This window comes from Pseudoalteromonas sp. 23_GOM-1509m (genome assembly GCF_000518425.1).
Taxonomy (GTDB): domain Bacteria; phylum Pseudomonadota; class Gammaproteobacteria; order Enterobacterales; family Alteromonadaceae; genus Pseudoalteromonas; species Pseudoalteromonas tetraodonis.
Genome location: NZ_JADO01000009.1, coordinates 282,333 through 303,276, shown reverse-complemented (window position 1 = coordinate 303,276; position 20,944 = coordinate 282,333). Strand labels below are relative to the sequence as shown.

At 39.0% G+C, this 20,944-nt stretch carries 16 protein-coding genes; 7 read left to right on the top strand and 9 right to left on the bottom strand.

Translation table 11 applies throughout. The annotated features are described in order from the left end of the window. Nucleotides 1–40: 40 nt before the first annotated feature. Nucleotides 41–472: a nucleoside-diphosphate kinase gene (gene ndk, locus N523_RS0103185; RefSeq protein WP_008111339.1), complete on the bottom strand. Its 432-nt coding sequence runs from the start codon at nt 470–472 to the stop codon at nt 41–43. 270 nt (nt 473–742) lie between these two features. Here ndk and N523_RS0103180 point away from each other — a divergent pair, with 270 nt between their 5' ends. From N523_RS0103180 to N523_RS0103170, 3 genes are all read left to right on the top strand, one after another. After that, entirely contained in the window at nt 743–2,068 is a 1,326-nt protein-coding gene (locus N523_RS0103180) for a methyl-accepting chemotaxis protein (RefSeq protein ID WP_028834268.1), read from the top strand. A 155-nt stretch (nt 2,069–2,223) separates the two neighbouring features. Next, nucleotides 2,224–3,612, top strand: a complete 1,389-nt coding sequence (gene trhP / locus N523_RS0103175) for a prephenate-dependent tRNA uridine(34) hydroxylase TrhP (protein ID WP_028834267.1) — start codon at nt 2,224–2,226, stop codon at nt 3,610–3,612. Nucleotides 3,613–3,626: 14 nt separating this feature from the next. Further along, nucleotides 3,627–3,872, top strand: coding sequence for a YfhL family 4Fe-4S dicluster ferredoxin (locus N523_RS0103170; protein ID WP_028834266.1), 246 nt, complete (start codon nt 3,627–3,629; stop codon nt 3,870–3,872). A 51-nt stretch (nt 3,873–3,923) separates the two neighbouring features. On the opposite strand, the gene nagB is transcribed toward N523_RS0103170, so the two are convergent. The 6 genes from nagB to N523_RS0103140 all read right to left on the bottom strand — a co-directional run bounded on the left by nagB (nt 3,924) and on the right by N523_RS0103140 (nt 10,664). Next, nucleotides 3,924–4,730, bottom strand: coding sequence for a glucosamine-6-phosphate deaminase (gene nagB, locus N523_RS0103165; RefSeq protein ID WP_028834265.1), 807 nt, complete (start codon nt 4,728–4,730; stop codon nt 3,924–3,926). Between the two features lies 1 nt (nt 4,731). Then, nucleotides 4,732–5,604, bottom strand: coding sequence for an ROK family protein (locus N523_RS0103160; RefSeq protein ID WP_028834264.1), 873 nt, complete (start codon nt 5,602–5,604; stop codon nt 4,732–4,734). Between the two features lie 2 nt (nt 5,605–5,606). Then, on the bottom strand, nt 5,607–6,308 hold the full coding sequence (locus N523_RS0103155; protein ID WP_028834263.1) for an N-acetylmannosamine-6-phosphate 2-epimerase: 702 nt from the start codon (nt 6,306–6,308) through the stop codon (nt 5,607–5,609). A gap of 21 nt (nt 6,309–6,329) precedes the next feature. Continuing rightward, complete coding sequence (locus N523_RS0103150; protein ID WP_231485759.1) at nt 6,330–8,768, bottom strand: sodium:solute symporter; 2,439 nt, start codon at nt 8,766–8,768, stop codon at nt 6,330–6,332. Between the two features lie 133 nt (nt 8,769–8,901). Beyond that, nucleotides 8,902–9,606 carry a transcriptional regulator NanR gene (locus N523_RS0103145; RefSeq protein WP_028834261.1) on the bottom strand — a complete coding sequence of 235 codons (705 nt, stop codon included), beginning with the start codon at nt 9,604–9,606 and terminating at the stop codon, nt 8,902–8,904. Nucleotides 9,607–9,701: 95 nt separating this feature from the next. Next, nucleotides 9,702–10,664 (bottom strand): DUF4862 family protein, encoded by a 963-nt coding sequence (locus N523_RS0103140; RefSeq protein WP_028834260.1) that lies wholly within the window; start codon nt 10,662–10,664, stop codon nt 9,702–9,704. 172 nt (nt 10,665–10,836) lie between these two features. Here N523_RS0103140 and N523_RS18870 point away from each other — a divergent pair, with 172 nt between their 5' ends. The 4 genes from N523_RS18870 (at nt 10,837) to N523_RS0103120 (ending at nt 18,532) form a co-directional block, all read left to right on the top strand. Continuing rightward, nucleotides 10,837–11,661 carry an alpha/beta hydrolase gene (locus tag N523_RS18870; RefSeq protein ID WP_051440303.1) on the top strand — a complete coding sequence of 275 codons (825 nt, stop codon included), beginning with the start codon at nt 10,837–10,839 and terminating at the stop codon, nt 11,659–11,661. 301 nt (nt 11,662–11,962) lie between these two features. Next, nucleotides 11,963–14,863: a TonB-dependent receptor domain-containing protein gene (locus tag N523_RS0103130; protein ID WP_028834259.1), complete on the top strand. Its 2,901-nt coding sequence runs from the start codon at nt 11,963–11,965 to the stop codon at nt 14,861–14,863. A gap of 71 nt (nt 14,864–14,934) precedes the next feature. Then, entirely contained in the window at nt 14,935–16,101 is a 1,167-nt protein-coding gene (locus N523_RS0103125) for a kelch repeat-containing protein (protein WP_028834258.1), read from the top strand. Nucleotides 16,102–16,279: 178 nt separating this feature from the next. Further along, nucleotides 16,280–18,532 carry an exo-alpha-sialidase gene (locus N523_RS0103120; protein ID WP_028834257.1) on the top strand — a complete coding sequence of 751 codons (2,253 nt, stop codon included), beginning with the start codon at nt 16,280–16,282 and terminating at the stop codon, nt 18,530–18,532. 285 nt (nt 18,533–18,817) lie between these two features. Here the strand turns inward: N523_RS0103120 and N523_RS0103115 are convergent, their stop codons facing one another. Both N523_RS0103115 and nagA read right to left on the bottom strand, forming a co-directional pair. Continuing rightward, complete coding sequence (locus tag N523_RS0103115; RefSeq protein ID WP_028834256.1) at nt 18,818–19,723, bottom strand: dihydrodipicolinate synthase family protein; 906 nt, start codon at nt 19,721–19,723, stop codon at nt 18,818–18,820. Nucleotides 19,724–19,740: 17 nt separating this feature from the next. Next, on the bottom strand, nt 19,741–20,874 hold the full coding sequence (gene nagA, locus N523_RS0103110) for an N-acetylglucosamine-6-phosphate deacetylase (protein WP_028834255.1): 1,134 nt from the start codon (nt 20,872–20,874) through the stop codon (nt 19,741–19,743). Between the last annotated feature and the right edge of the window lie 70 nt (nt 20,875–20,944).

Sequence of the window (20,944 nt, the reverse complement as noted above, 5' to 3'; positions counted from 1 at the left end):
TTTTCATACTTTGCATCACAGGGTTAGCTGTGAACTCGAATTAACGAGTACGTGGGCAAAGTTCTTCGTCAGCGAAGAAGTACGCGATTTCGCGAGCAGCAGATTCAACAGCGTCAGAACCGTGAACCGCATTTTCGTCGATGCTATCAGCGTAGTCTGCACGTAAAGTCCCCGCTAGTGCTTCAGCTGGGTTAGTAGCACCCATGATTTCACGGTTTTTAAGAACAGCGTTTTCGCCTTCAAGAACGGTAACCATTACTGGGCCAGAAGTCATGAAAGATACTAAAGCACCAAAGAAAGGACGCTCGCTGTGCTCAGCGTAGAAACCTTCAGCTTTCTCTTGTGAAAGGTGAACCATTTTAGCTGCAACGATTTTAAGACCTGCAGTTTCGAAACGGTTGTAGATTGCGCCGATGTGGTTTTTAGCAACTGCATCAGGTTTTACGATTGAAAAAGTACGCTCTAAAGCCATCTTTGTGCTCCAATAATTTAAATAAAAGGTTGAATATTAACGGGCGCGAATTATACGCGTTTTAGTCAAAAAAACCTAATTTATTCTACCTTGCTTGCTTTTTTTAATTTGCTAACCCCGATTTATGAACTAAAAACAATGTTTTTACGTTTACTATGTGTTTATAAACATGAGCTATACTTTTGTTTAAGTGGTGAGACTTTTTATTCATAGTACACTTTTTATAGACTCAATATGCATGCCGATACATTTAAACACTAAGGTAACAATATGTTTTTTAACCAATCTTTAAAAAATCAAATCGCTGATTTACAAAGTAAGCTTTCTGTAAGGGAGCAGGTTAAGCAAAGCTTAGACAGTGAAATGCTGGTGTTAGAGCTTGATAAGCAAGGTGCTATTTTAAGACAAAATAAAAATTTTGAGCGAGAGTTTAACTACTCAAATAACAAAATAATTAATAAAAATATTTTAGACTTCATTCCTGAAAATGCTAGAAATAACGCGGATTTTCATGTCTTTAAAAAAGCGCTAAGTAAAGTAGAACATTTTGCCGGCGCTATCCAAGTATCCCACCCAAACGGACAACGAGATTGGTTACGCTGCATTTTACATCCTATAAAAAACGAGCAAGGTCAGCTTGAGTATTTAACCCTGCATTGCACTGTGCTTACACAAATAATTGAGAGTTCAAGAGAAAACGAAGATTTAATCAAAGCATTGCATCGTTCAACAGCGGTTATTGAGTTTGATACTCAAGGTATGGTGTTACGTGTTAATGACAACTTTTTAAAAAGTATGAGTTATTCAAGACAAGACGTGGTGGGCAAGCATCATGGTATGTTTTGTGACGAACAAGAAGCGAGTAGTAAAGAGTATCAGGCCTTCTGGCAACGTTTGCGTAATGGTGAGTTTATTGCGAGCAGATTTAAACGTATTGATAAACACGGCCATGTAGTTTGGTTAGAGGCTTCATATAATCCGATTTTTAATGAAGCAAATGAGCTCTATAAAGTAGTTAAATTTGCCACAGTGATCACTGACCAAGTAGAAAGAGAACTGGCTACAGAGCAAGCGGCGAGTATTGCGCATGGCACTTCTATCGAAACTGATAATAACGCGGATAAAGGTGCTGAAGCGGTACAAAAAACAGTTCAGGTTATGAACGAACTGTCGGTGCAAATGGAGCAAGCTGCTCAAGAAATTTCAGCATTAGATAAACAGTCGCAACTGATAGCGAGCATAGTGCAGAGCATTAGCAGTATTGCTGATCAAACTAATTTATTGGCACTTAACGCGGCTATTGAGGCCGCGCGTGCAGGCGAGCAAGGCCGTGGATTTGCGGTGGTGGCTGATGAAGTGCGTTTACTTGCCTCCAGAACCAGTAAAGCTACCGAAGAAATCGTGGATGTTGTACAGCAAAACCAAAATTTAACTCAATCAACCGTTGCAGTAATTGAGCAAGGTAAAAATAAAGCGCAACAAGGTCTAGCGCTCTCCAAAGAATCTGGTGATGTAATGAGTGATATTAAAAAAGGCGCGCAACAAGTTGTTGATGCCGTTAGTCAATTCTCGAACCAATTAAGCAGTAAAAAATAACTTAAATTTACAGCTCTTTATTTATTAGCGCAGAAGAGAAATTTTGATGATCTTGATCAAGGTTTCTCTTTTGCCATCTCATTATACTTGCGCGCTTTATTTCCCTTAATTATTCATGCAACCGGCTTGAACCCGGTTCGATGTATGGAGCGCACATGTCAGCTGTTTCTTCTTCAACCTTATTTGTACCTGAATTACTTTGCCCCGCAGGCAGCTTAAAAAACATGCGTTATGCCTTTGCCTATGGTGCCGACGCGGTTTATGCCGGCCAACCGCGTTACAGTTTAAGAGTGCGCAATAACGAATTTGATTTAGATACATTACAAATAGGGATTAACGAAGCACATGCGCTGAATAAAAAGTTTTATGTAGTGTCGAATATTGCCCCGCATAACGCAAAAGTTAAGTCGTATTTACGTGATATAGAGCCGGTGATTGCTATGAAACCGGATGCATTGATCATGTCAGATCCTGGGTTAATTATGCTAGTACGTGAAAAATGGCCTGATATGCCAATTCATTTGTCGGTTCAAGCCAATGCAGTGAACTACGCAAGCGTACAGTTTTGGGCAAAACAAGGTATTGAGCGGGTAATTTTGTCTCGCGAGCTATCGCTTGAAGAAATCAGCGAAATTCGTGCTCTGTGCCCAGAAACAGAACTAGAAGTATTTGTGCATGGCGCACTGTGTATGGCTTATTCAGGGCGTTGTTTACTCTCAGGCTATATTAATAAACGCGATCCCAACCAAGGCACCTGCACCAATGCATGTCGTTGGGAGTATGATGTTAAACCTGGTACAGAAAACGAAACCGGTGAAATGGTACATAAAATTGACCCTAAAACGGTTATACCTACGTTAGGTGAAGGCGCACCAAGTAACGATGTATTTATGCTAGAAGAGCAAGGTCGCCCGGGTGAATATATGCCTGCATTTGAAGACGAGCACGGCACTTATATCATGAACTCAAAAGACTTACGCGCCGTGCAATACGTAGAGCAGCTAACAAAAATGGGGGTGCATAGTCTAAAAATAGAAGGGCGTACTAAGTCATTTTATTATGTTGCGCGTACCGCACAAGTATACCGTAAAGCGATTGACGATGCGGTTGCAGGTAAACCATTCGATGCTGATTTATTTAAAACTCTTGAGAACCTTGCACACCGCGGTTATACCGAAGGTTTTTTAAAACGCCACGCCCATCAAGATTATCAAAATTACGAATACGGTCACTCTGTATCTACCAAGCAGCAATTTGTGGGTGAGGTATTAGGGCGTAATGCTAATGGTTTGGTTGAAATAGATGTAAAAAATAAGTTTTGTGTTGGTCATTCATTAGAGCTAATGACGCCGAAAGGCAATATTAGTTTTCCCCTAGAAAGTATGGAAAATAAAAAAGGCGAAAGCATTACTGATGCTAAAGGCTCAGGCCATATCGTAAAAATTCCACTGCCTGACACTATCGATTTAGAGCACGCTATACTGATGCGCAACTTGGATGAAAACCAAGACACCCGCAATCCGTTTAAGCATGCTGTTTTATAATAGAGAGTTTAATCATGGCTTTATTAATAAACAGCAAATGCATTAACTGTGATATGTGCGATCCAGAGTGCCCAAATGAAGCCATTTATATGGGCGCTAAAATTTATCAAATAGATCCTGCAAAATGCACCGAATGTGTGGGTCATTACGACAAGCCAACGTGCGTGAGCGTATGCCCCATTGATTGTATAAAGCCCGATCCTAATCATCGTGAGAGCTTAGATGAACTGGCGGAAAAGTATGTGAGATTGATGGGTTAAGGGCATCGTTTGGTGTATTAAGTTATGGACAGTACATCAAACTTTCTTAGTTTATAAGTTGAGAAAATAGCCATAAGAGTCGTTAATCCTCTGATTTTGTTGACTCACCCACGTAAAGTATTCTTTATTCTCTAGCAAGCTGGCAGCCTCATTATCGACGATTATTATGGCATTTTGGTGCATTTGTAATATAGATGCTGGGCAGCTGGCTGATAATGGACCGTTTACCATATCTTGTATTGCTTGTGCTTTATTTTTACCGGTGGCAATTAATAACACGTATTTTGCTTCCATGATGGTCGCAATTCCCATGGTCATTGCCATATGTGGTTGCGGTTCTTGGGGTGTAAAAAGTCGGCTGTTATCTTGTATTGTTTGTTTTGCTAAAGATTTAATTCGAGTACGCGAAGCAAAGCTGGATGAAGGTTCGTTAAAGCCAATATGCCCATTGCCACCAATACCGAGTAATTGCAGGTCAATTCCGCCCAGCTCTGTGATTTTTTTTTCAAACACCGTCCCTTGTTGTCTTGGATCTTGATGACGATTACAGGTGGGTAAAAAGGTGTTTTTTGGGTCGATATCTATATGATTAAACAACTGTTCATTCATAAAGTAACGGTAGCTATTGATGCTATTTTCATCAATATCGTAATACTCGTCTAAATTAAAGGTGCTGACTTGGCTAAAATAAACCTCTTTGTTTTTATGCTTTACTATTAGCTGTTTATATAAATCAACAGGCGTACTACCAGTTGCAAGTCCTAGATTGGCATTAGGTTTAGTATTGATTAACTTTTTAATAAGCTCAGCGGCATTGTTGGCAACAGCGGCTTTATCATCAAATATAAGTACTTGCATTTTAGTTCTCGCTTAATTGTTTTTTAGCATAGTGATGAACACCAATAACATCGGCATTGGCACCCGATTTAGGTGCTAGTAAATTGACTTGATAAATCTCGGGTGCGTGTTGAATTTTTGCCGCCACCTTGTTAAAAAATAATGGTGCTAAGCCGACACTGCCCCCAATAACAACATTGCTATTACCAAAAGTAGCTTTCATATTAAATATAAGTTCGGCTACGGCTGCAGCGGCATTGTTAATAATAGGCATAATATCTGGGTGCTCAGCGTAGTCTGTAAATACATCTTTTGCGCTGATCGTTTTGTCTAATGCTTGGCTTGCATATTTTGCAATAGCAGTGCCAGAGGCAATCGCTTCCACACAGTTCTCTCGGCCACAATGGCAAGCGTAGTGTTGATTTGATAAGGTTTTAACTGTGGTGTGACCCAAGTGGGCGCAAAAGCCATCGGCGCAGGTTATTATATCGTTGTTAAAAACAATACCTGCCCCAACACCTGTTGAGACGGTGATATAAATAAAGTTTTTATTATTCAGTTGCTCATTTAATACGTACTCTGCCCAAGCAGCTGCAGAGGCGTCATTAATAATGGTGACAGGCAGACCCGTTAAACTGCGAAACTGAGCCTGTAATGGTAATTGTCGACGCACTGATAAAAAATTAACAGCATCAGGACTCACTTGGCCAGTACAGGCAATATTAATTGAGCGTGCTTGTGCCACCCAATGCTTAATTTGTGCATATACATAGGAAGCTAAATCATCAATATTTGTATGAATGATAGAGTCTACTTTTATAGCGTCGACAATTTGGTCGTTATCAATAAGGGCACACGCTATTTTGGTGCCGCCAATATCAATTGCAATATCCATATTTAAGCATCGTCCTGAGCATTGTTGATACTATTTACAAACCAACTGGTGATATGTTCTACACGGGTAATTGCTGAGCCAACCGTCACACACAGTGCACCCAAGGCTATAGCGTTTGCTGCACGTTCTGGTGAGTTATATCGCCCTTCAGCAATAACATTCACACCCGCACTGACCAACTCAGTGACGAGCTGATAGTCTGGCTCATCGGGTGTTTGTGCTAAATTTAAATACCCCGAGAGAGTGCTTCCAATAAAGGTGCAGCCAGCCTCATGCAGCAGTTTACCGTCAGTAAAATCGGCGCAGTCAGCCATCGCAATACAGCCTTGGTTATGAATTTCAGCTAATAACGTTAATCTATCCACTGGTCGCGGTCTGTCTGTACCGTCAAAAGCAATAATGGTGGCGCCAGCTTGCGCAAGTGCAATTACATCTTCAACATAAGGTGTAATTCGAATTTCAGTATCATCAAGATCACGCTTTACAATACCAACAATCGGAACATGTACTACTTTTGCCACCGCACGTACATTCTCTACCCCTTCTATTCTCAATGCTTTTGCACCTCCTGAAAGTGTTGCTAATGCCATAGCAACAATATGTTCAGGTTTATCCATTGGGCCATTATCTACAGGCTGACATGATGCAATTAAGCTATTTTTTAACTGATTAATTAACTCGTTTTCTAATGCGTAATTTTTCATAACTTTCACTCTTGATATTGCTTAGTCTTTCATCGTAAACAAGGTTAATCGGGTTAAATCTTTATTGTGGGCAGGAAATAGTAAGCTAACAAAGTAGCCAACAATTAAGCAGGTTAGAATGCCAATCGTCCCGTACAAGTAGCCGTTAGCCCAGCCATATTTCCAGGCTGAAATCATTAAGCTCACTCCGCTAATAATGCCAACAATAGCGCCAATCGAATTTGCCTTTTTGGTCAATGCACCGAGTATAAAAATACCGCCAAGTGCCCCCATAAACATACCGATAACTTTAAAGTAAGCTTCCATTAGTGAACGGATTTCAGGGTCAATAAATATAAGCCCGACAAGCGTGCCTAAAACCCCCGATACAAATGTTAAAATTCTCGCTAGGCTCATATAAGCTTTCTCGCTTTTAACGAAGTTAAATGGCCTAACAAAGTCAGTAAGTATTGTGGTTGCAATTGAGTTCATACTAGTTGAAACCGTTGATTGCGCAGCTGCAAAAATACCGGCAATAATTAACCCTGCTACCCCAATAGGGAGCTCATTAGAAATAAAAGTAGGGAAAATTTGGTCTATTTGAATACTCGGATCGAGTTTTTCAGGATTAAGTTGATAGAACGCATACAAGCCCGTACCTATACAGAAAAATAATAAGGCGCCAGGGGCAGCAAGAATAGCATTGGCCCAAATAGATTTTGCAGCAGCAGCTGGATCTTTAGTAACCATGTATCTTTGAACAACGGCTTGATCGGCCGTATAACTTGATAAGTTTTGCCCAATGCCACCCAGAATTATTACCCAAATAGATAAAGTGGTAATACTTTCAAAGCTAAAGTCGGTGTTTACAATGGTAAACTTGTCATCTGCAAAGCCTATTTGAATAAAGCTTGTAAAACCATCATCTAACCCAGCAATAATAACAAAAAAACAGACTACAGCCCCAATAAGTAGTACTACTGTTTGAATCGTATCGGTCCAAATAACCGCTTCTACGCCACCTAAAGTGCAATACAATAAGCACAATACGCCCATAATTAACACGCTCTCAGTTGCACTAATTGGTGTCACTGCTGATAAAGCCAGCGCAGTAAGTGCCATTACAATACCCATTCGACCAATATGAAATAATGTGAATAAACCACTGGCAAAAAGGCGTACTGACATATTGAATCGTTTTGATAAAAATTCGTAGGCGCTAGTGGCATCTAGTTGTCTAAAAAATGGAATAGCAACATAAACGGCTATTGGAGCAACGGCAATTATCATCCAAATGCCAATCAGAAGTATCCAGTTTGTTTGATACACAATGGCGGGCAGTGCTATATAGGTTAATGAGCTTAACATGGTGGCATAGATTGAGCAGGCTGCTGCCCACCAAGGAATAGATTGTCCCCCTCTAAAGTAGTCATCGGTATTTTTGTTTTTAAACATAAAATACAAACCAACCATGACAACAGATAGTAAATAAACTACCAATACCAGCATGTTTTGCCAGCCAAATTCACGAGCTGTATTGTTAATTTTGCCTTCGACAAGTGTTGTTTTAGCAGTATTTGTATCGGTGACTAGAGCATAAGTATGCGCTCTATTAGCCACTATGTTATGAAATGTATAATTTGAGCTTTCATAGCTTGACCAGGCTTTTGTGATGGTATTAAACGATTTAGCGTGACCATTTTTTGTAATAATTAATAAATGAGACTGGCCTAAAGCGGAAGCATAAATTAACGAGTTCGTCTCAACAAGTTGGCTAGCTGTACGATTAACGATGGGTGCCCAAGTATTGGTGTCAGGGTTAAATATATGCATAAATAGCGCTGAGTTAGCGTCATAACTTTTAGATGAATAGTTTTCAGAAATGGCATAAATTCGGTCTTTATTTCCATCATTTTGTATTGCTAACTTTAATTGACGAGTCCTACTTGATGTAAATATATCACTGTTCAGCTGAGTCCAATTACGCTGTTCGCCATCAACTGCAATCTTAAAAAAATACCATTGTTGATCGAAGCCAGCTAAATATAAATTGCCTTCGTATATTTGTGCACTGATCTGCTTGAGTGGACGCGGTAAATTAGTAAACTGAGAGGACACTAATTTTTTAGATGACTCATTCCAATGCAACACATTTACCAAGGTCGATTGAATCGAATCTAACTTCCCCCCTAAAATAAACGTTTTCTTGCCATATTGCAGAGTTATTGCTGCAGCTCTATTACCCTCAGTCGGACTAAGGGGGAGCAGTGAGATAACATTATTGTTTTTCAGATCGAATTTAATCAGATTGTTGTAATGACTATTTGAAATAAATACCGAGTCATTATTTGCGAAGTAAACTGTATTTTTATTTACTGTTAAGTGTTCAGCTCCCCCCTTTATGGGGTCCCAGTTTAACTGTGTTTGCGCAAATGAATGGCTTGATGCTAGAAGCAATAAAAATGTAATTATTTTTCTCATAGTGCAACTGTATACCTGTTTGTAGTGTATACCTGTTATACCACTAGGTTTGGCATAAATCCATTGTTTTAACATTTAAGATACAAAAAAAGGCTAAAATTAGCCTTTTTTTAATTTATAAAGTGTACTTATATCAGCCATAATAATTATCAAAAACATAGTCTATGTGAGCTGAAAGTTGCGCATCTGCGCCCTCGACATCACCATTTTTTATACACTCAAAAATAGCCACGTGATCATCATAACTTTTTTTATTTAATTCCGCGGTATTAATGCGATCTGGACGCGAGTCAATTAGCCAATCCATTAAGGCTTGGTGAACAGCTAAAAAGATGGGGTTACCAGGTATAGAGGCTATCACACGGTGAAAATAAATATCGGTCCGTCTAAATTGACTATCATTTTCGATAGACCTTCCATTTAACTCTAGCGCTTCTTCGAGTTCTTTAATTTGGCTCGGTGTTGCTGATGCTGCTGCATGCCTTACTAAGCTTGACTCAAAAAAACGTCTTAACTGATCAAAATACTTTAAACCATTTGGTTGAGCCAAAAAGTCTTTAGACATCCCTGATAGTTCAGCAATTATTGTATCTGCGGATGGGCGGGTAACCCGGGTTCTTTCGCCACTACTTATTTTTACAAGACCTTTGCGTGCAAGTGCTGCGAGTGCATCCCTAATTGATGGTCTACCAACACCAAAAGCAGCCATAAGCTCTCTTTCTGATGGTAAGGCATCACCCTCTGCGATTTCACCTTGCCTGATCATCCGCTCGAGTTCTTCTTCAACGGTTTCAGATAATTTTTTTCGTTCAACTGGGCGAGTAACTTTTAATGTCATTTAAAAACCTATCAACTATTTGGTTATTTACCTATTGTACCATAGCGCGATTATTTCGCTAACTCTACCTAAAATATACCTATTTAAGGGAAAGTTTAATTAATGCAGTCTTTTATCATTGCTAGCGTTTTTTGTATATATTTTATTCTGGTTGCTAACGATTGTTTATTAGGAAGTAATGATATTTTACAGCCGACAAAGTCTAATTTCTTGCCTGCTTGTAATTGCATACAGCGTTTAACTTGTTCTTCATTTAACACAGAGTCTCGATTATTTATACAATCAAAGTCATTGAATTGAGGTGGCATATGGCTATCTTTCCATACACCATAAACATCAGAAGTGTCGCTGGCACCTGAAAATATAAGCCCAGTTAATAAATCAGCCTTAATACACTGCTTTATGTGTTCTACAGGACCATTACAACTTTTAGCCTCTATTGCCGAGCGTCCCCAGTTGATAGAAATGCCGAGCTTCTGTTTAGCATGCTTATTAACCGTTGTGATAGCATCAATCTCATCTTCAATGCGCATAAACCCCTTTTCACTGTGTTGTGTATTTACTTGAGCATCACAATGTTCAATTACTAGTTTAGCACCATGCCAATCCCATTGTTGTAATTCGTTAAGCGACTTAACTAAGGCGCGAACTGAAGAGGGGACTTGCTCATTAATTGTCGGTGCACTATGGATTAAAACATGGGTAACCATTTGTTTATTAAAATAACTATTGAACTGTTGAATTTGTTGATTCGCTTGTTGGTAAAATTTAATGGCTTTACTTCGGCCTACTTCATTGTCTGAAGCAATACCAAAATAGGGATCTTTACTAAGTTCGGCCATTGTCCCTGGGATACAGGTAATTACACTGCGCCAATTTGAATTTAACTGTGCATAAAACCATTCATTACCAAACCTGTTGAGCTGCCCCGAAAATGGAATTTCCAACCCACTAATAGCGACGTCTTCTTTTAATGTTTTATAGAAAAGTTGCTCGGTTTGCTGATCCCAACTTGAGTCAGCGGGAACAGATGCGTATGCGCCTGAAAGTATGTCCATATTAATTCCTTTAGTTGTAGTAAAGCGGTAGCAGCAGAGCATAATCAATTTTTATTAGCCTAATTATTATTCTGTAGAACTAAGCATTTGATGTATTGTGGTGTAGCTGTTATACCAGTGGTGTATGGTTAACACAACTACTGATTTTTTAAATTAATAGATAGGTTTAAAAGTGAATATATATAAATACGGTGACGATTCGCAGCAATATGGCCAATTAATTAGACCAAAAAACAATCATTATTTACCTGTAGTTATTGTGATTCATGGCGGATATTGGAAAGATAACCACAGCTTAGACACTTACCCAACGAAGCATATTGTTCAGTATTTAAAAGACTTCAATATCGCTATTTGGAATTTAGAATATCGAAGGATGAATAGTCTAGGGGCTAATGTAACAGCGCCATGGCCAAGCATACTGAACGATGTTGGCGAAGGGGTCGATTTCTTATCAAGTTTAGCTGAACAGCATAAACTTGATTTAAGCAACGTGACACTTATTGGCCACTCTGCAGGTGGGCATTTAGCAACGTGGGCAGCATCGAGGGCTATGATTAATCCATGCTCGATTTTGTATAGGCCGAACTATTTAACAGTAAAGTCGGTGATTTCAATTGCTGGAGTCCTAGACTTAAGACGTGCAGAAGACTTAGGACAGCCAGAGCAAGTAAGTAAATTGTTAAACAAAAACAATAATATAAAAACAAGTGTGGCAAACAGTAATCCTGCTCAGCTAGTCGATGCCAATGTTAGGTATATCATCGTTCATGGTGATATGGATAAAGAAGTAAATATAAACCAAGCCTTGAGTTTTATAGAGTGCGCTTGCTTGAGTAAAGTGGTGCTGCACATTTTAAAAGAAGATGATCATTTCACGATGTTTCCTGGTTTTGCAAAAAATCAGCGGAGTTGGGAGCAGCTAAAAGAGATAATTTATACGGAGTTGCAGATAATAAAGGCTGGTAATTTCAAAGCCAGTGTACTTCAAAAGTAATGTGTATTTTACGCATATTTTCATGTCTGATTTAGCATGTAAGCCCCTTACTTAATAAAAAAGGTAAAAATAATCCAAAGATTGACTGTTGAACAATTATTACTCGGCTTATTTTTGAGTAATAAATAAAACGTTTTTGCTGTTATTAAGTGCTTACTTTTATTTTTCATCCAACCAAATTATTTATTTAATGTGATTTAAATGTTAATTAAAATCTTGTTGAAGGTGTACTGGTATGATAGGTTGATTGTATAATATTTATTCACCAGTTATATTTACATCGTCATAATGAGAGAAAACCATGAAAAAAAATAAAGTTCAGCATCACTTATCCGCTTTATCGGTCTGTATTGCAGCCGTATTAAGCTCGCAAGTTATTGCGCAAGAGTCAGAGTCAAAAAAAGATATTGAGCGTATTAACGTTACTGGCTCAAATATTTTTAAAGGCAGTGCCAACTTTAGTTCGTCTTCACCGGTTGTTGAGCTAGGTAAAGAAGCTATTGAAGGGGTGGCTGCTATTTCAATTTCCAATACATTGAGCCGATTACCTTCAGTAACTGCCGGTACTAATGATGCATCGAATAATGGCGATGGCGGTGGCAGTTCAGGTATTAGTACCACGTCATTAAGAAATTTAGGCACAGCGAGAACGCTTGTATTAGTTAATGGGCGTCGATATGTGTCGGGTACATCCGCAGGTGATGGCTATGGTGTTGATTTAAATTCCATTCCCACCTCGATTATTGAACGAGTTGATGTACTAACCGGTGGCCAATCTGCAATTTATGGCTCTGATGCAATTGCAGGTGTAATAAATATTATTACCAAAAAGAATTTTGAAGGTGTTGAGGTTAATGTGTTTGGTGCTGATTCAGATGAAGGTGGCGCAGCTAGACAAAACATAGATTTTACTTATGGCAAAAACTTTGATTCTGGTAATGCATGGTTTTCTGTTGGCCTTGCTAATCAAGATGATTTAATGGCTAGGGACAGAGATTTTTCAAGAAATAGTATTAATGTGCATGATGAAGACGGTGATGGTCTGCGTGAAACATTGCGTGTTAGAAACGGACCAATGCACGTAGATGGTGGCGCATTTCAGTTTGCTGATGTGAGTATTTTTGGTAACGGTGATGAGTTTAGCCAATTTGCGCCAAAAATAACCGCAGATGGGCAGCTTGATGGTGAGAGTGATTTTTATAATCAAACTTTTTATCGAAAAGCGATTGCACCTTATAAGCGACAATATGCAGCAGCAGGCATGACATTTGATATTTCAGATAAAGTATTTGCTGAGCTTGAAATTAATTATTCTGAAGTAAACTCTTCTACCAATATTGAAACTGCACCTTTGAGTATAGTAAATGATGTATTTGCTGTTAACCGAGGGGGAGTGACGGGAATTGATGTTGCTGATAGTCCATTTTTTAATGGTAGCAGTGCGCAAAGTCAATTATTACCGGCTTTACAAGCGTCGGGTGGAACGTCATTAGATCGGGTAAATACTTTTAGACGTTTAGCTGAGTTTGATAATTTAGGCGTAGAAAATCATCGTAGCACTTTTCGCATTGCGGGTAATTTAGATTATGAATTTGATAGTGGTCTCTTATTAAGCACCTCAGCGGTATATGGCACAACTAATCAAGTACAGAAAAACAGTGGCGATGTAAATTTAGTCGCACTTCGCTCGGCTTTGAATATTGAAGAAGATGGCAATGGTGGTTATCAATGTGCAGATGCTACAGATAGATGGCAAGGATGTGTGCCTATTAACCCATTTGGCACAACTGACAGTGAGTTAGGTTTAGCGGGTGTGACAGGTTTTTCTGATGAGGCAGTTGATTATATTGGTATTTCTACTGGTCAAACCGGGGTTATTAAACAGTATGTAGTAAATAGTGTTTTATCTGGTGAGTTACCTTTTACTCTTAATGATGAGTTTATCGGTTTTGCTGCAGGTATTGAATACCGCAAAGAAGAGGGAGCAGAAACGCCTGATGCGTTCCGTCAAGCAGGTATCACTCGAAGACTACAAGTGTTTCCAACAAAAGGCAGCTTTTATTCTTATGAGGCTTTTGGTGAAGTATTATTACCCGTTTATGATTGGCTTAATGTAAGTTTGGCGATGCGGGTTGGTGATTATTCGTCAATTGGCAATACCTCAACGTATCGTTTAGGAATTGATGCACCAATTAATGATTACGTGCGTCTTCGTGCAAGCCTTTCTAGTGCGGTAAGAGCACCTAATGTTAATGACCTTTACGCTGCAGGATCTGCAAGTGCAACTGGTGGTCATGATGTGTGTGATGGGGTAACTGCAAATTCTACAGGTAATGTAGCTGATAACTGTCGCTCAATAGATTCTATTGCACAACGTATCGCATCAGATGGCTCGTTTACACTGGTAGGCTCTGAAAGTCAGAATGAACGCTTCTTAAAAATGGGCTCTGAAGACTTACAAGAAGAAACAGCAGATACATATACCTTAGGTGCGGTATTCACGCCAATTGATTCACTTTCGGTTTCTTTAGATTATTACTCTATTGCAATTGAAGATGCAATTTTAAATGTAGGTGCTGGTGAGATCATTAATCGTTGTTACGATGTGTCGCCAACTGAATTTGACGCATCGTGTAATGGTAATGTGGTGCGTGCTGTTAACGGCCCTATTTTAAATATTACCTCCAAGGCAATTAATGAAAGTGAAGTTAGAACAAGTGGCGTAGACGTTGAAGTTTTTTACACCATGGATAAGTTAGACTTGAGTTTATCTGCATCTTATTTAGATGAGTATGTGACAACAAGTAAATCGGGCGTTGAGCGCGACTATAAGGGCGAAGTACTTTACCCTGAATTTAGATATACCTTTAACACGACTTATAACGTGACTGAAGACTTTAATTTATTTGCTCAAGTTACCTTTCGTGATGAAACACAAAATGATGTAAATAATGATGTTAATCAAACGCTATCTGATGACATAAATACATTGGATTCAGTTTATTACGTAGATTTACGTGCATCATATAGCTTTAATGAGTCATTTAATGTGTATGCAGGAACCAATAACTTGTTTAATGAAGAACCGGATATTATTCCTCGAGGCACTGTAACCGGTTCTGCTGCAGGTACTAACACTGAGCCAAGGGCTTACGACATAATTGGTCGTCAATTCTTTGTTGGTCTTAAATATAAGTTTTAATTCACTTTTTGTAAAAAAACCTAATCGCTTAGATTAGGTTTTTTTCATTTTAATTAAATAGTGAGGATGGTATGCATCGATTAATGATGTGGCTTAGTTGCTTAGTGTTAAGTAGTTTTTTTAGTGTGCCACTTGAGGCTAAAACAGATAGTGTGATTGCTAACTGGTCGAAAGTGGCTTCACTACCACTTTCAACTCAAAAAGGAGAACCGACGGGAATATCAGCAGCCTATATCGGTGTAATTGGTTCATATTTAGTTATAGCGGGAGGGGCTAATTTCCCTTATGGGCACCCTTACTTTGATGGTGCTAGCAAATATTACCATGACACTATTTATGTATACGATATTAGTGACAACCAATTTAAGTTAGTGGCTACCTCTAAGCTGCCTATGGCAATGGGTTATGGCGCAACAGTAACTAAAAACAACCACTTGCTTTTGGTGGGCGGTAAAAATAATCAACAGACGTACGACACGGTTATAGAGTTAACGCTAGATGAAAATCACATACCTCAAACCCAAATAGTCGCTAGACTGCCATTTGTTTGGTCTGATGGTGCAGCCGACATACATGATGGTTTTTTATATCTATTTGCAGGTAATGTAGATGGTAAAATTTCAAATCAGGTCTGTAAATTTTCTTTTGTCAGTGCGCGATGTGACAGTGACATACCTGCATTACCCGCCATTGCGCGTACGCAATTTCCGGCGATAAGTATAAACGATGAGTTTATGTTATTTGGTGGGTTCAATCCGCAAGCAATCTCGCATAATTTTGCACTCACAGACGCTTATGCTTTTGATTACAGCACAGCGAGTTGGCGTGCATTACCCAATACCCAACTGAATAATAAAGACGTCACCCTTGCCGGAGGTAGTGCCCTGCGTTTAACCAAAAATAAAATATTATTTTTAGGCGGTGTAAACAAGCAAATATTTGATAACGCAGTATTAAAATTAACAACATTGCAAGGCCAAGCGTTAGCGCAATTTAAACAACAGTACTTTTCTATGTCAGTAGCTGCATTTAAGTTTAACCGTAAACAAATCGTATTTGATTTAAAAAGCGGTACTTGGTCAGCACTCAAACAGCTTGTCCCCTTTGCTGGTGGTGCCGGGCCCCTCCAAACTGCGCAATATCAAGACACCCTATATTGGGTATCAGGTGAAGTAAAAGCCGTACAGCGTAGCCCTTATATATACAGCGCTAAAGTTTCACCCCTTACTGAAAAATAATCGATATATGGCATTCAACTGCTTATTGATGCTTAAGCACATATTGTTGGGGCATAAAACCACAATTTTGCGAACGTTTTGTTCGTTATAAACCTGTGTAACTAATTAAGCAGTTTAGTTATTAGGATCAAACAGGCTCTTGCAAGTTGAGAGCTTTACTAATACAGAGGAAAGCATAGTGAATATCTTAAGAAAAACTCATAAGCTGTTTTTTCTATTTATATTAATATTTAGTGTTTTTGAATCAAAAGCAACAATATTAAAAGAATGGGATACATCAACTCTTAATTTTAATGGAAGTTCTGAGTATTTATCGCTTGATAATGAGTTCACAGAAGTTAAAAACTTAACAACAGGAACGATTTATACAAAGTTTCAAGCAACGGGTTCAACGGGAACTTTATTTAGTATTTCTAGCTCGCTTTATGGCTCCAGTGAGTTTTCGGTTCTTATTAATGGCGATGGAACTTTAAGAGTACACGCAAGAGAGAAAGGCGTTTTTATAAATGATATCAAAACAAACACCTCTTTTAATGATAATTTAGTTCATAAAGCAGCTGTGGTAATAAGTGCGCAAGGCACTAAATTGTTTGTAGATGGTCAGTTATTGATAATAGCGCCGAGTTCGCATTTTTTTAATAGTGTTTCAGAGTTAAATACCATGAGCATTGGTCGCAATGTTGACCAGCAGGGTGGTCAGTGGTTTTTTAAAGGTAAAATTTACGAAACACAAATTCATGATACCGCACTGGATAATGCCCAAGCCTCAACGTTGACGCGTCCAGACAATGTTATTGCCCACTATTATGCAGACTTAAATATTACACCGGAGCAAGCTGGTTGGGTAGATGATTCTTCAATCCAAGGAACCGGTAATTTGATTGATGATGCTGGACAACAAGCATGGTTTGTTAATGGCAGCAATGGCCGTGCTGAATGGCAAGTAACACCTAGTACGCAAAACAATCTAGATGCAACAACGAACGGATGGACTGTGTCTAGTACATTTAAAGTAAAGTCTGGGTCATATCTAACCAATTATTATGCCAATGGCAGTAAACGATTTTTAGTTAATGTCATGCTTGATAGTAATGGCGACTTAATTGCAGATGTGGAGGGGGATACCCAATATACGCTTGTTCAAGGAGGTGGGGATAAACAGTATCATGACTATCAGATAATATTTAATCCACGCACAAATATGGCTACTTTTACCTTTAATAGTATTGAAGTAACAACTTGGACAGGTTCACAGACGAGTCAAAATGTCATTGTGTTTGGTAACGGTTCTACAGGAATTAGTGGCACAGCAAATTATAAATCAGTTAGTTTTAAAATTAAAAATACTGATGAACCCATAACTCAAAGTACTGTATTTGAAGGAGGAGCAGAAGGTATAAATGGTATGTCTAACTACCGAATTCCCTCTCTTATTCAAAGTGGAGATGGCAGTTTACTTGCTTTTATTGAAGGCCGTCCAAATGGAGCGGATCCAGGTGCTAATGGTTTAATAAATATATCTTTAAAGCGTTCATTGGATAAAGGTAAAACGTGGTTACCAGTACAAATACTAGAAGAAAGCACGCAATATGACTTCTCAGACCCTAGACCTGTTATCGATAAAAGCACCAACACTATTTTTGTTTTTTATACGCAATGGCAAGATTTATGTGCTCAAAATGGTAATTGTGCTGCTCCGGGCGATCCAAACTACTTATTATATAAAATGAGCCAAGATAACGGGGTAACGTGGTCTGATACTATTAATGTTAGTGCTAGTGTTAAAGATTCTACTTGGCGCTCTATTAACGCAGGTCCTGGACACGGAATTCAATTAAATAGGCAAATTGCTGACCAACAAATACTTAATGGTAGAATGATTTTCCCTGCAATTGTACGTGCAGCGGATAGTTTATTTTATGTCGCGAGTATTTATAGTGATGATAATGGCGCCACTTGGTTGCCTGGTGAGTTAACTCCTATTTCAGGCCCTACAGAAGCAGATATAGTTGAATTAGTTGACGGTAAGATTTTACTTAGCGCTCGAAATGATGGCGGCACTTCAGGTACTCGTTATCATTTTTTAAGCACCGATGGTGGTATATCATGGCAGCAGACATCGCACGACCTTAACGTATCTAGGGTCGATATAGGTATTACACGTTTTTCCGCACAAGCAGATGACAAAAATCAAATTTTGGTGTCAGGGCCTATTGGTGATCCTGTTGGCAGTAATCGCCAAAATTTAGGAATTTGGATAAGTGAAGATGAAGGTTTAAATTTTAATACACCATACCAACTGGTTTATGGCTACAGTGCTTATTCAGATATTATTACTTTAGAAGATGGCAGCATTGCTGTTATTTATGAGGCTACAGGTAATACACTGATTAAGTATATTAATTTAGAAGTGACTCAGCTACAGCAGTAAAGTTTAGCTATACCTCAATCAACAATAAATAATAGTTTACATTTATTAAAGAAAGGCAATGCAGTAATTAGTACTGCATTGCCTTTTTGTTTATTGCCAAGCGGTAATTGAAGCGCTTTTATTTAGGCAACTTATAACAAGGTGACTTTAGTTAACATGAAGATATCTATTGAATGAGTTAAGCTTATTAGCTATGAAATAGCCGCATTTATGCGGCTCATAGGGAGGTTTAAATTTATTAGTGACTGCTTACTTAAGTTTAGTATGCAGCGCTTTAATAAGTCTTTATGACGGTTGATGATCCATAAAACCTGCGTGGCTCATTTTGGTCACAACATCTTGTTTTTCTTGCTCGCTTAATGCGCGTATTGGTAGACGAGGGTTACCCACATCAATGCCATGTAGTTGCATAGCGGCTTTACCAGCTGCAACACCGCCGTATTGCACTAGCGGGCGGATAATACTAATTACTTTATCCATCAGGGCAGTGACTGTCTCTTGGTCACCGCGTTTAAAAGCGTCAATAATATCGAGGTAAAGTGGTGCAGCATAATTATAGGTACTGCCTACAGCACCAATCGCGCCGACAGCCAACCCACCGGGTAAAAACTCGTCAACACCAAATGGAATATCGAATTTACCATCGCAAGCGCGTTTACAGCGCTGAAATTCGTACAAATCAACATGGTTAAATTTAATCCCTGCAAGATTAGGAATAACCTTGTCGGCTTTGATTAAAAACTGCTCCATATCAAACATCACGCCCGACATGCCTGAGTGATAATAATAAAAGGCTTTGCTAGGAGCTGCTGCTGCAACGCTCGCGCAGTAATTGACTAAATCATCAACAGAACCAGGTTTGAAGAAGCAAGGCGCAATAATTGATGTCGCAAAAATATCTAGTGTTTCAGCGTGTTTGGTCAGTGCTAGCGTATCTACAATTGAGAGTGCGCCGGTATGAACTGTAATGCTTAATTTACCTTTTGCTGCACTTACCCAACGCTGTGCAATTGCTTTACGTTCGTCAACAGAGCAATTAAGGCCTTCGCCAGTAGTGCCACAAATGTAAACGCCTTTAACGCCTTGTTTAATAATTAATTCTGCTAATTGATCAATAACCGGTAAGTTAACATCTCCATTTTCATCAAACGGGGTATGAGGGGCGGCGATCAGTCCTGTTAATTTATTCATAGTAAGCCTCTGAAATTTTAAAATATTGCTCTGCCGCTGATCCATGTATTTACAACATGTGGCGACGAATGTGTTGAAGAAAGTAGGGTTAAATCGGCATTTGAACCAACAGCTAATTGCCCGTAACAATCGGCAATACCTAAGAATTGGGCAGGGTATAAACTGGCCATCTTAAGCGCATCGATAAATGGGATATTTAGCATTTTTACAGCGTTATTTACTGCAGTGATCATATTTAATGCAGAGCCCGCTAATTGACCGGTATTGCTAGTTAGTTTATCGCCGGTTAAGCTTATTTGATGACCATCAAATTCAAGATGTGTTTGTTCACTACCTATGGTCGACATTGAGTCGGTAACCAACATCATTTTATGTGCAGCTTTAACTTTATAGGCTAATTTGGCTGTGCTTGGATGCACATGATGACCATCGAGAATAAGCCCACACCAGCTCTTCTCATCGAGCAAGGCTGCTCCAACCATATTTGGCTCGCGTGACTCCAGTGCAGACATTGCGTTAAATAAATGAGTAAAGCCGCTAGCACCGGCTGCTAATGCCGCTTGTGTTTGTGCAAACGTTGCATTTGAGTGCCCTAGGCAAACGTGTACATTGCTTGCAACTAAGGTTTTGATAGTCTCACAGTCGACACTTTCAGGTGCGAGAGTAACGACTTTAATACCTAAATCGTCACGACAATAAATATCTAATTCTTGCTGGCTTATACCGCGAATTTGTTGACTACTGTGAATGCCTTTTTTTGGCTCGCTAATATGCGGCCCTTCAAAGTGAACACCAATAATGCCGGGTGTATTTTGTGCTAAAGCAGTGCTTATTAAGTTTGCTGTTTGCTCTATCTTATTAACATCGCTGGTAATTAAGGTAGGGAGCAAGCTACTGGTACCAAATTTAGCATGCGCGTTAGTCATTGCCTTTAAAGTGTGTAAATTGGTGTCTTGATTAAGTAAATAACCGCCGCCACCGTTTACTTGTGTATCAATAAATCCGGCAGTTAATAAACCACTTACTTTATTTTCAATGGCGCCTTTTACGGTATCAAACGCAATGATTTTGCCATCCTCAATACTGATAGGGTGATTTTCATATAGTGTTTTACCATCAAACAGTTGCTCGGCTATTAGTGTGGTTCTCATGAGAGGGCTCTCGGTTTTTGCTGAAGTTGAGAAAAAGGGCTGAAAATTCAGCCCTTCTTAAATTGATACG

Excerpts from the sequence above, each read along its gene's own strand:
- ndk (WP_008111339.1), bottom strand. The coding sequence starts at position 472 with ATGGCTTTAGAGCGTACTTTTTCAATCGTAAAACCTGATGCAGTTGCT.
- N523_RS0103180 (WP_028834268.1), top strand. The coding sequence starts at position 743 with ATGTTTTTTAACCAATCTTTAAAAAATCAAATCGCTGATTTACAAAGT.
- trhP (WP_028834267.1), top strand. The coding sequence starts at position 2,224 with ATGTCAGCTGTTTCTTCTTCAACCTTATTTGTACCTGAATTACTTTGC.
- N523_RS0103170 (WP_028834266.1), top strand. The coding sequence starts at position 3,627 with ATGGCTTTATTAATAAACAGCAAATGCATTAACTGTGATATGTGCGAT.
- nagB (WP_028834265.1), bottom strand. The coding sequence starts at position 4,730 with ATGCAAGTACTTATATTTGATGATAAAGCCGCTGTTGCCAACAATGCC.
- N523_RS0103160 (WP_028834264.1), bottom strand. The coding sequence starts at position 5,604 with ATGGATATTGCAATTGATATTGGCGGCACCAAAATAGCGTGTGCCCTT.
- N523_RS0103155 (WP_028834263.1), bottom strand. The coding sequence starts at position 6,308 with ATGAAAAATTACGCATTAGAAAACGAGTTAATTAATCAGTTAAAAAAT.
- N523_RS0103150 (WP_231485759.1), bottom strand. The coding sequence starts at position 8,768 with ATGAGAAAAATAATTACATTTTTATTGCTTCTAGCATCAAGCCATTCA.
- N523_RS0103145 (WP_028834261.1), bottom strand. The coding sequence starts at position 9,606 with ATGACATTAAAAGTTACTCGCCCAGTTGAACGAAAAAAATTATCTGAA.
- N523_RS0103140 (WP_028834260.1), bottom strand. The coding sequence starts at position 10,664 with ATGGACATACTTTCAGGCGCATACGCATCTGTTCCCGCTGACTCAAGT.
- N523_RS0103130 (WP_028834259.1), top strand. The coding sequence starts at position 11,963 with ATGAAAAAAAATAAAGTTCAGCATCACTTATCCGCTTTATCGGTCTGT.
- N523_RS0103125 (WP_028834258.1), top strand. The coding sequence starts at position 14,935 with ATGCATCGATTAATGATGTGGCTTAGTTGCTTAGTGTTAAGTAGTTTT.
- N523_RS0103115 (WP_028834256.1), bottom strand. The coding sequence starts at position 19,723 with ATGAATAAATTAACAGGACTGATCGCCGCCCCTCATACCCCGTTTGAT.
- nagA (WP_028834255.1), bottom strand. The coding sequence starts at position 20,874 with ATGAGAACCACACTAATAGCCGAGCAACTGTTTGATGGTAAAACACTA.